Annotated in this window: 14 protein-coding genes; 12 read left to right on the forward strand and 2 right to left on the reverse strand. The window is 37.3% G+C overall.

The features are described 5' to 3' along the window. The first annotated feature begins 3 nt into the window (after positions 1–3). Genes EU510_RS10185 through EU510_RS10195 form a run of 3 tightly spaced genes read left to right on the forward strand, consistent with a single transcriptional unit; the run spans position 4 to position 2587 of the window. Complete coding sequence (locus tag EU510_RS10185) at positions 4–864, forward strand: hypothetical protein (RefSeq protein WP_149593411.1); 861 nt, start codon at positions 4–6, stop codon at positions 862–864. Positions 865–902: 38 nt separating this feature from the next. Beyond that, entirely contained in the window at positions 903–1661 is a 759-nt protein-coding gene (kdsB, locus tag EU510_RS10190) for a 3-deoxy-manno-octulosonate cytidylyltransferase (RefSeq protein WP_262501219.1), read from the forward strand. Next, the gene (locus EU510_RS10195; RefSeq protein ID WP_149593412.1) at positions 1658–2587 is read left to right on the forward strand and encodes an SIS domain-containing protein; all 930 of its coding nucleotides are present in this window, start codon (positions 1658–1660) and stop codon (positions 2585–2587) included. The genes kdsB and EU510_RS10195 overlap by 4 nt, the downstream gene beginning before the upstream one ends. Before the next feature lie 205 nt (positions 2588–2792). Here the strand turns inward: EU510_RS10195 and EU510_RS10200 are convergent, their stop codons facing one another. Together EU510_RS10200 and EU510_RS10205 are read right to left on the reverse strand one after the other, a co-directional pair. Further along, positions 2793–3929 (reverse strand): acyltransferase family protein, encoded by a 1137-nt coding sequence (locus EU510_RS10200; RefSeq protein WP_149593413.1) that lies wholly within the window; start codon positions 3927–3929, stop codon positions 2793–2795. A gap of 193 nt (positions 3930–4122) precedes the next feature. Further along, entirely contained in the window at positions 4123–5493 is a 1371-nt protein-coding gene (locus tag EU510_RS10205) for an MBL fold metallo-hydrolase RNA specificity domain-containing protein (protein ID WP_149593414.1), read from the reverse strand. 408 nt (positions 5494–5901) lie between these two features. Between EU510_RS10205 and rfaH the strand changes: the two genes are divergently transcribed. The 9 genes from rfaH to EU510_RS10250 all read left to right on the forward strand — a co-directional run bounded on the left by rfaH (position 5902) and on the right by EU510_RS10250 (position 15334). Continuing rightward, positions 5902–6384 (forward strand): transcription/translation regulatory transformer protein RfaH, encoded by a 483-nt coding sequence (rfaH, locus tag EU510_RS10210; RefSeq protein WP_149593415.1) that lies wholly within the window; start codon positions 5902–5904, stop codon positions 6382–6384. Between the two features lie 458 nt (positions 6385–6842). Beyond that, positions 6843–7958, forward strand: a complete 1116-nt coding sequence (locus tag EU510_RS10215) for a polysaccharide export protein (RefSeq protein WP_149593416.1) — start codon at positions 6843–6845, stop codon at positions 7956–7958. Positions 7959–7969: 11 nt separating this feature from the next. Beyond that, positions 7970–8404, forward strand: coding sequence for a low molecular weight protein-tyrosine-phosphatase (locus EU510_RS10220; protein ID WP_149593417.1), 435 nt, complete (start codon positions 7970–7972; stop codon positions 8402–8404). 15 nt (positions 8405–8419) lie between these two features. After that, complete coding sequence (locus tag EU510_RS10225; protein ID WP_149593418.1) at positions 8420–10648, forward strand: polysaccharide biosynthesis tyrosine autokinase; 2229 nt, start codon at positions 8420–8422, stop codon at positions 10646–10648. Positions 10649–10690: 42 nt separating this feature from the next. Further along, positions 10691–11704 (forward strand): UDP-N-acetylglucosamine 4,6-dehydratase (inverting), encoded by a 1014-nt coding sequence (gene pseB / locus EU510_RS10230; RefSeq protein ID WP_024596592.1) that lies wholly within the window; start codon positions 10691–10693, stop codon positions 11702–11704. 10 nt (positions 11705–11714) lie between these two features. Then, on the forward strand, positions 11715–12875 hold the full coding sequence (gene pseC / locus EU510_RS10235; protein ID WP_149593419.1) for a UDP-4-amino-4,6-dideoxy-N-acetyl-beta-L-altrosamine transaminase: 1161 nt from the start codon (positions 11715–11717) through the stop codon (positions 12873–12875). Between the two features lie 2 nt (positions 12876–12877). After that, positions 12878–13573, forward strand: coding sequence for a pseudaminic acid cytidylyltransferase (pseF, locus tag EU510_RS10240; protein ID WP_149593420.1), 696 nt, complete (start codon positions 12878–12880; stop codon positions 13571–13573). Further along, complete coding sequence (pseG, locus tag EU510_RS10245) at positions 13570–14664, forward strand: UDP-2,4-diacetamido-2,4,6-trideoxy-beta-L-altropyranose hydrolase (protein WP_149593421.1); 1095 nt, start codon at positions 13570–13572, stop codon at positions 14662–14664. The genes pseF and pseG overlap by 4 nt, the downstream gene beginning before the upstream one ends. Further along, positions 14657–15334, forward strand: a complete 678-nt coding sequence (locus tag EU510_RS10250) for an SDR family NAD(P)-dependent oxidoreductase (protein ID WP_188085416.1) — start codon at positions 14657–14659, stop codon at positions 15332–15334. Before pseG ends, EU510_RS10250 begins: the two co-directional genes overlap by 8 nt. The last annotated feature ends 2 nt before the right edge of the window (positions 15335–15336 follow it).

Here is a 15336-nt window from a genome sequence, read left to right on the forward strand (position 1 = left end):
AAAATGCAAAGTAAGCTTGCTATCGTTGTACTTCTTTTTAAAAAAGAAATATCGGATTCCAAAACACTATCAACATTACTTGCGTCCAATTTAAACTTTCAAAATTGTAAATTAACAGTTTGGAATAATGGACCCGATGAGCTGAGTAATAAAAACCTAGAACCATTTATACTGAAGGGATTTGAGGTTGAAGTTATCGAAACTATTGAGAATGAGTCTCTTGCTAAAATCTATAATCGTTTTATAAACACAAATGTAGCTCAAAAATATATTGTTTTAGATGATGATACCCAACTAAATGACTCTTATTTAGGTGATGCATTTTCCTTAGATGAAAGTCAAGTTGGCATTCCGCTCATATTATTTAATGGGAAGGTAGAAGGTCCAAAAATTAATTATAAAGTAGTCCAATCTACTAGTGATGAATGTAAGAATAATGACGATATTTTAGCCATAGGCAGTGGTTTAGTCATTGGGTGCGAAGTCGCGGAAGCATTAAAGTCGGTATACAAAGATGTTTTCGATAGTAAATTTTACCTATATGGCGTTGATACTACTTTTTGTTATAGATTAAACGGCCTTAAACAAAATAAAAACCTAAAATTACTAAGTGGCCTTAATCACTCGCTATCACGCTTGGAAAGTGAGCCTGAAGCGATTACTGCCTTTAGGGCTAAAGAAAGGGGTTACGATGTAGGCTTACAGTGGCGTTATTATTCACCTTTTTACAAATCAATTTATCGCCTGTTACGCCTTGCTCTTATTAACTTACAAAGGTTCGCAGGGCTAAAAAAAGGGCCGCTAGATATTCATTTTGTATTAAAAGCATATTGTTTAGGGCGTCATTATCGAATCACTAAATAATAGTAGGTAATGTAATGTAACAGTATGGGACAGTAACAATGAGTATTCCTCTGGATTTTAAAGTAGTAATTCCGACAAGATATGGTTCAACAAGGCTACCGGCTAAGCCACTATTAGAAATAAATAAAAAACCTATATTTTGGCATGTTGCTCAGCGTGTTTTAGAGGCTGGTGTTAGTATTAACAACATAGTTATAGCTACAGATGATAGCCGTATCGAGACCAAGGCAAACCAACTACAACTGCCAGTGGTTATGACCCAAAGTGCGCATATAAGTGGTACCGATAGGGTCAACGAAGTTGCTACAAAATTAGGCTGGAGCGAAAATACTTTAGTTGTTAATGTGCAGGGTGATGAGCCATTAATCCCATCCGCTTTAATAAAAAAGCTAATAAGCTTCAGTAAAATGAACCCCCAATTTGACATGTGTACAGCGTCTGTTGCGATAAATGATTACGAAGACTTCACTAATCTAAATGTAGTTAAAGCAATTGTTACAGAAAACAATCAGGCTTTATATTTTACCCGAAGTCCTGCACCAATAGACCGAGATGCCCCTGAAAGCTTATCCCATGCAAATCGTCATATAGGTATTTACTTGTATAGTGTTAAAGTATTGCAAAAGCTATGTGGTTTGACTGAATCAGCACTAGAAAAAAGTGAAAAACTAGAGCAGTTACGCGCACTAAGTAACGGGTTAACAATTGGTGTAATGAAATATTTGGGTGATATCCCTCATGGTATTGACACCGAAAGTGATTACTTGAATGTAAAAGCTATAATGGAGTATATATGAGCAGTTATGAAGTAGCTCAGCGGGTAATAAAGATAGAAATAGAAGCGTTAAAGGCTATTGAACAACAGCTTGATGAGCAATTTAATTATGCTGTGCAATTAATTTTAAATACAACTGGACGAACTATTATTTGTGGCATGGGGAAGTCAGGCATCATAGGTAAAAAAATAGCTGCTTCTTTTGCGAGTACAGGAACTCCTAGCTTTTTTATGCACCCTGGTGAGGCTTTTCATGGTGATTTAGGGATGGTTACTCCTGATGATGTTTTTATCGCTATATCAAACTCAGGTGAAACCATCGAGGTGCTCAAACTACTGCCTTTTTTAAAAGATAATAACAATAAAATTATTGCCATTACGGGCAATATTAACTCAACCTTGGCTAATAATGCACATTATCATCTCAACATAGCAGTTCCTGAAGAAGCTTGCCCTTTACAGTTGGCACCAACATCTTCTACAACGGCAACGCTTGTAATGGGAGATGCGTTAACTGTCGCACTTATGGAAGCACGCTCATTTCAACCAGAAAACTTCGCGCGCTTTCACCCAGGTGGTAGCTTAGGTCGTAAACTATTGAGTAAAGTCAGCGATGAAATGGTTGCTCAAAACTTGCCCCTAGTTGGTGAGGAAACACCTTTAGCTGAGGTTATAAACGTTATGTCTAAGGGATCGTTGGGGCTCACATTAGTCGTGAGTGATAACGAAGCTAGAGCACTTATAACAGATGGTGACTTGCGTCGAGCAATTGAAAAGCATGGTAAAGACTTATTTGACTTAAAGGCTAAGCACATTGCTAATAGTAGCCCAGTTTCAATAGCACCGGATGTTTCAATAGCAATGGCTTATGAAGCAATGCAACACAATAAAATAAATAGCTTAATCGTTTGTGATAATAAAAAGGTAATCGGTATTTTAAAAAAGTAAAACCCACTGCATTTATTATTATACTTTATTGCTTACTTGCTATTAGAACTAAAGGCAGCAATGTTTTACTGTCTTTAGTTAAATAACCTCTAATATTCAGGCTTTGTCTTATCGCCTCTGCTTAATAGCCTCATCGGGCTATTCACTTTCGGGATGAAAATTAGTACTGCGAAATACATTTTTTTAAATGTTGACGGTAATGATTTTATTTTTTACCAATACTCATACAAGGCTTTTCAATCAATAAAAAAGTAGTTGCTGATATTAAAACTACGACTACTGAAGTCACAGGCATGAGTAGTAAAAAGTCACTTAACAGGCTGCTTGAAGCTTCAAGAGGAAATGCTACCGTGAATAATAGATATAAAATAATTCCATGGAGTAAGTAAATACTATAGCTAATTTCACCTAAAATAACAGAAGAACGTAATGTAAACACTCCAAAAAGATCGTTGCCTAATAGTGTTAGCAAAAAAACAATCGCTATAGTAAAAACGTGAAAAATATCTAATGTATTTGGGTAAAGCATTGCAGTAATTATAAACAAAAGATTAAATGTTGAAGCTGTTTTTCCTGTTATTTTAAAGCTAGGTTTATAATATTTTACTAAATATGAAGCGAGGCCACCAATACAAAATAAAATTAAATAATTTGTTTTAAATGAAAAAATATAGAGCGGTTGAATAAATAATATTAGAGCAGTTACTACTAAAAAAAACATACCAACTTTTTTAAGCTTGCTTATGCATAGTGATATTAAAGGTAAACAGAAATAAAAAAACCACTCATATTTAAGGGTCCAATCTACACCTGCAATTATTCTTCTAGTATCTGAGAATCCATTTAAACTGCCACCGTGAAATAATCCCCACTTAATATAATCTTTCAAGAGCACCTGGGGTGATACATGTAAATTAAATTCAGAGCTAGCAAATACAATGAGTGAAATGACTACCAAAGCAAATATATACAAAGGAACGATCCTAAAAAACCTAGATTTATAAAGGGATACCCAATTAGTTGTACTTTTTTTTGTTATTTTAGATATGAATAGGAAGCCAGTTATAATAAAAAAGATAGCGACACCTACACTGCCAAAGTTATCAAACATCTTTTCGGGAGGCGATGCCCAGATATTAGTATCTTTCCAATAATAGGTAATTACAAAATGATGAAAAAAAACTGATAATGCTAAAAATCCCCTTATACCATCAAGGCTTTTAAAGCGGTTTTCCCTTGCATTCAGAAAATTAAATGCTGGTGTTTTACCTAAGATGTAAGCCACTAAAATACAAATTAAAAATGATAATATAGGCATTGTTACGTTTAATACAGTTTGCAAAGCTTACTTCCTAGTTTATATATTGGAGCTACAGTGCAACATTGTACAACAGCGGTAGGGGTATAGAGTGTAATTTTATTACGCAATTCGCCTAAATGTTCAATAACGTAGTTTTTGAGATAAGATTAGTGACAAAAATCACTTGGTTTTGTTTAATGACTGATTAGAGTATATTAAACTTTTATAATTAAAGTTACTTAGCAACCTCAACTAGTTCCCCATCAACTAGCACTTCTCTATACTTATTAGCCAATGCACTTTTTGCCTCGTCATCCCCATGTACAATTTTTATATGGCTTGGCTTTTTATGCATACCCGTTACAAACTTAATTAATCCGTTTTGATCTGCATGGGCGCTGTACCCGCTAATTGTATGTACTTTTGCGTTTATGGTAATGCGTGTATTGTTTATAAAAATATACCCGTTACGTGGGCCATATTTTTGGATCTCGCGGCCTAATGTTTTAGCCCCTTGATAACCTACAAACAATACATCGGTGGTTTTATCACCTAAAAATCGCTCTAAGTAATTAACTATGCGGCCACCTGTGCACATACCACTCGCAGCTAATATAATGGCTGGCGTTTGGCGAGAGCTCAAATAATTAATAATGGCCATATGTTCTTTGTGTGAATCAACCGTTGTTAGGTTTTTAAAATCGAGCGGGTGCCTACCTTTTGCAACTTTGCGTTTGGCCTCGCTATCCCAAAGGTGCTTAAAATTTTTGTATTGCTCGGTAAAGTTAGCTGCCATGGGGGAATCGAGTATTACGTGAATGTCTCGCCACTTAGACTTTTTAGATGAGCTATGTATGAGTTGCTCTAGCTCATACAGTAACTCTTGCGTGCGGCCAATACTAAAAGCGGGAACTAAAACAACGCCATTGTCGGCAACTGCGCGTTCAATTACATTTTTTAAAGTTTGAGTACGCTCTTTTCTACCTTGATGGTTTTTATCGCCATAAGTTGATTCTATAACCAAAGTGTCGGCTTTATAAGGTGGCTTAGGCGAAGGGAGTAACGGGGTATATGGCGCGCCTAAGTCTCCTGAAAATACAACGCGGTGTTTGTTGTTATCACTATTTGTAACATCAATTTCAACATAGGCTGAGCCCAATATATGCCCCGCACGCTGAAACCGCGCTTTGGCAGTTTGCTTACCTTTACTTGGAAGTTCAAACCATGCTTTATAGTCAACAGCAACTATTCGTTTATTCAATAAGCTTAAGCAGGCAGCTATAATTTTAGGGTCGCGAGTAACACCCACTTTTAAAGCATCTTCAATTACCAAAGGTAATAAACTAGCTGACGCAATACTTGTAAAAATAGGGTCTTTAAACCCTGCAGCTAATAAGTAAGGAATACGACCAACATGATCAATATGGCAATGGGTAACTATGAGCGCAGTAACACAGGCAATATTAAACTCAATAGATAGGTCGACTTTAGAGTCTTCGCCTTGAAACAACCCGCAATCAATAAGCACACTTGTTTGCTCGTTAACTACTAGCTCGTGACACGAGCCAGTAACCCCGTTAACAGCCCCATGATGATGTATTTGCATTAACTGTCCTTGTTGCTAATTTGCTACACTGCATTTTAAGGTAGAAGTAAAACTATAAATATTCAAGTTGCTAGTACTAAGCTAAATTTATCAGCTTTATTTATAAACTTGTATCAATCGACAAGTGAAAATTTATTACGTGCTGTTACTTAGATATTAACTTTTAACTATATTAGCCACAGGTTTAACAGGGTTACCGTCATCACTCTAAATATAGTTTTATAAGCATTAAGTTATTGCTAAAGACTTTACTCCTCTTAAACTGAATAAAAATAATTACTCAAGTGAGTAGCTATTAACCACTAAGGCTTATTTACATAGACGCTCTATGCTGGTTATAATGCAGCTGCTTTATAGTTTAGTGTTGTATTTATTGCAATTTTAGTGATGTATTAGGTAAGGACTACTATGGAAAGTTGGTATTTAGTCGTATGCAAACCTAAGCAAGAAGAACGAGCTAAAACTAACTTGCAAAATCAAGGGATTGAAGCGTTTTACCCTAAATTAACTACCGAAAGGTTAGTTAAAGGTCGTCGTACCGTCAAACAAACTGCTTTATTCCCTAATTATTTATTTGCATGCCTTGATTCAAAAAATGGTAACTTTTCTGCTGTAAAAAATACACGTGGAATAGGTGGCTTTGTGTCTTATGGCGCAAGTTATCAATTAGTTTCCGAATACATAATAAACCTACTAAAAAATGAACGTTCGCAGACCACAGAATCGAAAATACCAAAAATAGGTGATGTAGTAAGCGTTAATAACGAGTCATTTAATAATATACAAGCAATATACAAAGAGCCAGATGGCGACATGCGTAGTATTTTATTAATTAACTTACTTAATCAAAAAATTGAAGTAAGTGTAGATAATAAAGATATTAAGCAATAATAACTAAAAGCGTAGCAGCGGCTTTATGCCGCGTAAAATAGCTTTATATCAGTAAGTAGGAACTGTAACCTAAGGGCGGAAGCGTGCCAGAAACACTAAAAGCTCCGTGGTTAATAAAACTACTTGTAAACGCACAGCTTGCTGGTATGACGAGCAAAGTGCATAATTTTTATATCTAAGTGGCATCTCATCTACTCTAATTCACCTTTTTTGTGCAATGGGTAATGAATGGCCCTAGTGTTTTACTAAAAACCACATCCAATTGGATTTATTCATAAATACCTTATGAAAATGCTGATACAATTTCAGTGCTAATTAAAACTAAGTAACAAAGCTTTTACAAACCATAGCCTATTGCTTCACAATAGGGCTCATGCTTTAATTAGCCAGCTAAAATACAAGTGTTCACCAAAGTTGGTGGGCAAGTGCAATATTTAAAATAATTTTGGGATTCTGCAATGGCGTTAAGCTGTAAATCACTCGTATCAATACTCGCAATATTAAGCATGACCGGCTGTACAATAGTTCCAGGCAGCCACTTTGAAGGCATAGACTCAGGCGAGCAAACACAAAATCTCGAACAAGATCTCGAAAAAGTAAACATTCAAATAATCGATTCGCTATTAATAAATAAGAAAAATAAAGCGCGTATAGCAGCTAAACCACTTTCAAGTACTGCAGGTTTAAACCTAAATAATTACGAATATAAAATAGGCGTGGGCGACGTACTTACAATAGGCGTGTGGGATCACCCAGAGCTAACAATACCGGCGGGTACCCAGCGTACCGCTGAATTTGATGGCTTCCGTGTGCAACAAGACGGCACAATAACTTATGCCTACGCACCAAATATACCAGCAGCGGGTAAAACTATAAGCCAAGTACGTAATGAGCTTGTAAAGCGCCTCAGCCGAGTAATTGAAGACCCTCAAGTAGATGTAAAAGTAGTTGGCTTTAGAAGCCAAAAAACCTACATAACGGGTGAAGTAAAGCAACCTGGAATATATCCAGTCACAGATAACCCGCTTACTTTAATTGATGCCTTAAACCAAGCTGGCGGTTTAACTGCTGAGGCTGATTGGCGCACAGTGACATTTACCCGTGGCAACAAAACAGAAGTTATTAAACTTGATGACTTTTATGCCCATGGTGACATTTCGCAAAACCGTTTACTGCAACACGGCGACATAGTGCACGTAAACCGTAACGATGCACAAAAAATATTTGTATTAGGTGATGTTAAAAAAGCGGGTTCAGTAACGCTTAACCGTTATGGTTTAAACTTAGCCGAAGCGCTAAGCGACTCAGGCGGCTTAAACGAAGCAACAGCCGACGCTAATGGCGTATTTGTATTGCGTAAAAGTAACGTAGAGCAAACTGGGGTTATCGCAAACGTATACCAATTACACGCTAAAAATATAGCGGCAATGGTATTAGCTGAGCAGTTTGAGCTACAACCGCGCGATATTGTGTATGTAACATCGGCACCGCTTGCGCGCTGGAACCGTGTAATTAGCTTACTATTACCGTCAATCGCTACTGTAGATAGTGTTGACGATTTAACTGCAAACTAAGGTTTTTTAAAATGTTTGATTCAGTTTTAGTGGTGTGTGCAGGTAATATTTGCCGCAGCCCAACAGGCGAATATATTTTAAAGCAAAAGCTTGAAGGCAAAAATATTAAAGTAGCATCAGCTGGGTTAACCGCGCTTGAAGGGAAGCCTGCAGATGAAAAAGCAAAACAAATAGCGCTCGCACATGGAGTTAGTATGGATGCTCACCAAGGTCAGCAGCTTACATCAAGCTTAGTTGCGCAAAACAGCGTAATACTCGTAATGGAAGAGCGCCATTTAAACGACGTACATGCTCGTTACCCAGAAGCGCGCGGTAAAACGTTTTTACTTGGTAAGTGGATTAATAACGCCGAAATACCAGACCCATACCGCCAAAGCCGAGAAGCTTTTGAACACGTTTACACATTAATCGATAGCGCCTGTAGCGCTTGGCAAAAGTATTTATAAGGAATGGCTAATTTAATGAATTCTCAGCCAAGTGCAACCCAAACTAATAAACAAAACGAAAATTCACAAGATATAGATTTAATGGTGTTTGTTGGCGCCATAATTGATCGTAAATTTTGGGTACTAACTATTACAATAGTATTTATGCTGATGGGTATTGTTTACGCAAGATACTCAACACCAATCTATCAGGTAAACTCAATTTTACAAGTAGAGAGCTCAGGCTCAAATGTGCCAGGTTTAGATGATGTTGGTGGCATGTTTGAATCGTCAAGTAACTCAACAGCAGAAATAGAACTATTAAAATCGCGTAGCATAATTGGTGAGGCTGTCGATACACTTAAACTTGATGTAATTGCTACCCCAAAACTTTTTCCTTACATTGGAGAGCACGCATACAATGCGTTTTCACCTGTTAAGCCAAACCAATTTGCAGAGCCTCAATTTGGAGCTGATAGTTATGCTTGGGGAGGAGAAAGTATAGATGTTTTTAGATTTAAAGTCCCTAACTCGTCAATTGGTAAAACTTTTATTCTAAGAGTTGCGGCTAAAAAGACACTGCTTTTACTCAACAGTAATGAAGAGCAAATATTAAAGGGTAATGTAGGAGAGGAACTCACCAATGGGAGCTTTACGCTAACAGTAAAGAGTCTTAATGCACGCCCAGGTACTGAGTTTTTAATTACACGAAAAAATCGACTTGGTACTGTTTTAGGTTTGCAAAATAGTTTAATGGCAAGTGAGTTAGGTAAGGGAACCGGTATAATTGCCCTTGAAATGCAGCATAGCTCGCCAAGCCACGCACAAAAAGTGATAAATGAAATTGCACAAATATATGTGCGCCGAAATGTTGAGCGTAATAGCGCCGAAGCACAAAATTCACTCGACTTTTTAAAAGTACAACTACCAGAGATAAAAAAACAATTAGAAGCTGCAGAGGCTAAGTACAACAATTATAAAATAGAACAACAGTCTGTAGATATAAGCTTGGAGACGCAATCAGTACTCGATCGTGTTGTAACCTTAGACACAAAACTACAAGACTTAGATTTACAGCGTTTAGAATTAAGCCGAAAATTTAAAAGTGAGCACCCACTTTATCAAGGCTTAGTTGAAAAAATTAATGAGATGAAAAAACAAAAAGAAGAGCTTGTACAAGAAGTTGGTAACCTACCTGCTACTCAGCAGCAGTTATTAAGCCTTAGGCGCGATGTAGAAGTAAATAACCAAATTTACATGCTGCTTTTAAGCAAAGCTCAAGAGCTTGATGTGGTACGCGCAGGTACAGTAGGTAATGTGCGTATAATAGACTCAGCAGAGTTAAACTCAACCGGACCAATAAAGCCTAAAAAACCATTAATAGTTGTTATTGCGACAATATTAGGTGCGTTACTATCTATAGCTATTGTTATTGTACAAAAAGCACTTAATAAAGGAGTGGAAGATCCTAGTGAAATAGAAGCGCTTGGGTTGCCTGTATATGCAAGCGTTCCGCATTCAGAGTATCAAGACAAGCTAGCTGGTTTTGTTAAAGTGCGTAAAAATAAAACGGCTAAAGCTCAAAGCATACTCGCTGTTGATAACCCAGCAGATCTTGCGATTGAGGCTTTGCGGAGCTTACGCACTAGTTTACACTTTGCGATGATGGAAGCTAAAAACAATATTATTGCTATATCAGGCCCAAGTCCCGGTGTAGGTAAGTCGTTTATATCGGTTAACTTAGCCTCGGTTCTTGCGCAAAGCGGTAAAAAAGTACTGATTATTGATGCCGATATGCGCAAAGGTTACTTGCAAACGCAGTTTGGCCTTAAATGGGACAATGGCTTAAGTGATTACTTGTCGGGCCGTTTAAACCTAGAGCAAGTTACTAAAGCAACCAAAGTTGAAGGTTTAAGTGTTATTACGCGTGGACAAATACCGCCAAACCCATCTGAGCTATTAATGCACTCTAATTTTAGTAAACTAGTTGAAGAAGTAAGTGCAGCTTACGACATTATAATTATTGATACCCCTCCAATACTTGCAGTAACCGACCCTGCAATAGTAAGTGCTCATGTTGGTACAACGTTATTAGTTGCGCGCTTTGGGCAAAACCATTTGCGCGAGATAGAGCTAACCCGCAATCGTTTTGAGCAAAATGGTACAGATGTAAGGGGCTTGGTATTTAACGGTGTTATTAAAAAAGCCAGTAATGCGTATGGGTATTACGGCTATTACAATTATGAGTATAAATCAGATAAGTAAGTCCAATGTACTTAGGTTAATTTAAATTTTTATGGAACTAATATGTTAAACAAAAAAACAGTGTTAATTACTGGTGGCACTGGGTCATTTGGTAAAAAATTTATAGAAACTATTTTAGCGCGCTACCCAGATGTAAAAAAAATAATCATCTATTCGCGTGACGAATTAAAGCAATCTGTAATAAAACAAAAATACCCAGCATACGATTACCCGCAATTACGTTTTTTTATTGGTGACGTGCGTGACAAAGAGCGTTTAACGCAAGCGTGTGAAGGTGTTGATGTAATTATTCACGCAGCAGCTATTAAGCAGGTTGATACTGCTGAATACAATCCAACAGAATGTATTCGTACAAACATAGATGGTGCTGAAAATGTTATTCATGCTGCACTAGCATGTGGTGTAAAAGATGTTGTTGCACTATCGACAGATAAAGCGTGCGCACCAATTAACTTATACGGTGCCACTAAACTTGCATCAGATAAATTATTTGCTGCTGCTAACAATATTCGCGGCTCGAAAGACATTAAATTTAGTGTTGTTCGTTACGGCAATGTAATGGGTTCTCGTGGATCTGTTATTCCTTTCTTTTTAGAAAAGCGAAAAGAAGGTATTTTACCAATAACACATAATGAAATGACTCGTTTTAATATATCGCTTCAAGACGGCGTTAATCTAGTTATGTTTGCCTTGGGTAACCATCTTGGTGGTGAGATATTCATCCCTAAAATCCCATCATACAAAATTTTAGACATTGCAGAAGCCGTAGCACCTGAATGTGAAACGCGTGATGTAGGTATTCGCCCAGGTGAAAAACTACATGAAGAAATGATTACAGATACTGACTCATTAAATACGATTGATTTGGGTCCATACTACGCAATTTTACCCTCTGTATCGTATACATATACCGAAGAAGAATACCTCGCTCACCATAAAGCTGAAAAAGTACCATTTGGCTTTAAATACAACTCAGGAACAAATACTGAGTGGGAAACAATTGAAGGCTTGCGTGAGCTTATTGTTGAACATGTTGACCCATCGTTTGAAGTATAGAGATAACTAAATGATACCGTATGGAAAGCAAGATATAATTCAAGCAGATATTGATGCAGTGGTTAATGTTCTAAAGTCGGATTTTTTGACGCAAGGGCCGCAAGTCCCTGCGTTTGAAAGAGCATTGATGGATTCAACCGGCGCCAATCATGCCTTGGCTGTTAATAGTGCAACGTCGGCTTTGCATATTGCTTGTTTAGCGCTTGAGCTAGGGGTAGGTGATAGATTATGGACAACACCAGTCACTTTTGTAGCCTCAGCTAATTGTGGTTTGTATTGTGGCGCATCAGTAGATTTTGTTGATATAGATCCCGCAACTTATAATCTTTGCCCTGTAGCATTAAAAGAAAAGCTTATCCGCGCTAAAAAAGAAGGTGCTTTGCCTAAAGTTTTAGTTGCAGTGCATTTATGTGGTCAGCCATGTGACATGAAAGCAATCCATGCGTTATCTATAGAATATGGCTTTAAAGTCATTGAAGATGCTTCACATGCAATAGGTGGGCGTTATTTAGAACAACCAATTGGATCATGTGAATACAGCGATATTACCGTGTTTAGTTTCCACCCTGTTAAAATTGTTACCACCGCAGAAGGTGGTGCGGCATTAACGAATAGCAAAGCACTTGCAGAAAAAATGGCACTTTACCGAAGCCATGGAATAACACGTGACGAAGTATTAATGGAAAATGCATCGCATGGTGGTTGGTACTATGAGCAAGTGGATTTAGGTTTTAACTACCGCATGACGGAGCTGCAAGCTGCACTCGGTGTGTCGCAAATGAGCCGCTTAAGTGAGTTTGTTACTGCACGTCATGAATTAGCAGTACGTTATTATGACAAGCTAGCTAGTTTATCGATTATACTGCCTTATCAGTTACCTAATACTTATTCTGGCTTACATTTATATGTTATTCGTCTAAACCTAAATGAAATCAGCAAAACGCATAAAGAAGTGTTTGACGAGCTAAGAGAAAACGGTATTGGTGTAAACCTGCATTATATTCCTGTGCACCTACAGCCTTATTACCAAAAAATGGGCTTTAAACAAGGTGACTTTCCAAATGCAGAAAGTTATTACAGCAATGCTATTTCATTACCGATGTTTCATGGCATGACCCATGAGCAGCAAGACGAAGTTATCAGTAAGCTAACACAAATATTAGAAGCCTAATCATGAATATAGCAATCATCCCTGCACGTGGTGGAAGTAAGCGCATACCTCGCAAAAATATCAAAGAGTTTCACGGTAAGCCAATGATTGCTTATTCGATTGCGGCGGCTTTAAAGAGTAATTGTTTTGATAAAGTAATTGTATCAACTGATGATGCTGAAATAGCCGAAGTTGCAATACAATATGGGGCAGAAGTGCCATTTATGCGCCCTGCTAATATTGCGGATGATTATGCAACCACGCTCGATGTAATAAAGCATGCTGTTGAGTATACCGAGTTACAGGAATGGGGCGTTGAAAATGTATGTTGTATATATGCAACCGCTCCTTTTTTAATACCTGAGTTTATCCAGCGCGGATTTATAGAGCTGACATCGAGTAATATAGATTACGCCTTCAGTGCAACAAGTTTTCCTTTTCCAATTCAAAGAGCTTTAAAGCTTAATAATGCACATTGTGTTGAAATGTTTCAGCCAGAACATTTAAATACTCGTTCTCAAGATTTAGAAGAGGCCTACCATGATGCAGGTCAGTTTTACTGGGGTACAGCTGATGCTTTTTCAAAAGGCAAGGCTATGTTTACTTCTCATTCTAAAGCGGTGTTACTTCCAAGAGCTTGCGTACAAGATATAGATACAGAAGAAGATTGGGAATATGCTGAGTTGTTATTTTCAGTATTGAATAAGTATAAAAAATGAATATAGCTTTCCGTGTTGATGGATCTCCTCATATAGGTGGTGGGCATTTAAGCCGATGCTTAACCATAGCTAACTTGATCAAGAAAAGAGGTGGAAATTGCCTTTTTGTTCTTAGAGAACATCAAGGCAGCCTTAGTGATTTGGTAACAAGAGCAGGTCATAAATTAGAGCTTCTACCTTTACAGTTAGAAAAGAATGAAGAATATGGGTACTATGAAAGCTGGGTCGGGGCCTCGTGGCAAACTGATTCAGCTCAATCGCTAAGAGCTATAAATAAGTACTTTAACAGTCAAATAGACTGGCTGATAGTTGATCATTATGGCTTGGATAGTCGCTGGGAAAATGAATTTACCAATAAAGGTATAAAAGTTGGAGTAATAGATGATTTAGTAAATCGTTGTCACAATTCCAATTTCTTACTTGATCAAACTTGTGGCAGAGATAAAAAAGAATATAAAGAGCTAGTTCCCTCCACAGCAGAGTTATTTTTGGGAGAGAAGTTCTGCTTACTAAGAGATGAATTTTTTTCTTTGAGAGTTAGGGCCATAGAAAAAAGAAATAGTTTTTCGAGTGTCCAAAAGGTTCTGATAAATTTTGGTAGTACCGACCCAACAGGTCAAACATTATTGGCGCTAAAAGGAATTGAGAGTTATGCCAAACAAAAAAATGTTGAAGTACTACTTGTTATAGGTAGCGGGTGCCCTTCTCTAGAGCAAATTAAAAGTACTCTAAAAAGTCTTCATTATAAGATAAAGCTATATATCGATACTAACTCTGTTGGTGAGTTAATACTAGATTCTGACCTGTGTATTGGTGCCGCAGGAGCAAGTACTTGGGAACGCTGCTTTCTAGGTCTTCCAACATTATTAGTTAAGACCGCAGAAAATCAAGCTGATGTCATTAATAGGGTTATTTCATGTAACGCTGCAATTGGTTATATCGGTGATCTTGATTGTGAATCTTCGTTAGCTAATGCATTAGATAAGCTAGAAAATAATTTTGAACCTGTGTCGAAAGCAAGCTTACAGTTAGATATTGGTAACAGCTTAGATGTTTTTATAAAATACCTATATGGCGAAAAATATGAATGAAATAATTATTACGGGCTGTACAAGCGGCGTTGGCTTAGCTTTTCATGAAATAGTTAATTCAGGTGAATTGCTAGATAATTATAATGTTTTATATTTAGGTAGGGATCTAAGTAGGTTAACCAAAAGTGACAATCAAAAATACCTTGAGCTTGATCTTTCTCAAAGTGGCTATATCAATTGGGATTTAATATACGGTTACCCTTTCCCAAAACTAATTACTCTGATCTCTAACGCTAGTATAATTGATCCCCTAGGAAAGATAACACCAGATAACTTTGATACTCTGAAGCAGAGCTTGAATGTAAACATACTTTCGCCTATAGAAATTTTTAGTAGTTTAGCTCGTTGGGCCGAGGCGAACTCAGTATTAATAAAAATTATTAATATTACCAGCGGGGCTGCAAATAGCCCTATCGCAGGCTGGGGGGCCTATTGTATGACTAAAGCAGGCATTAAAATGTTTTTAGATGTCATGTCAAAAGAGAGTGAACATATTGAAGTTATACATTTTGACCCAGGGGTTATCGACACAGGTATGCAAGCAAAAATTAGGCAGGCAACTGCAGATGAGATGCCATTGGTTGATAATTTCAAAGACTTTAAAGTTAATGGGCAATTAAAATCTCCCACAGATGTTGCTTTAAAACTAATTGATATGTGTAAACTTTGATT

It is taken from the genome of Pseudoalteromonas sp. FUC4 (assembly GCF_008370255.1).
GTDB lineage: Bacteria > Pseudomonadota > Gammaproteobacteria > Enterobacterales > Alteromonadaceae > Pseudoalteromonas.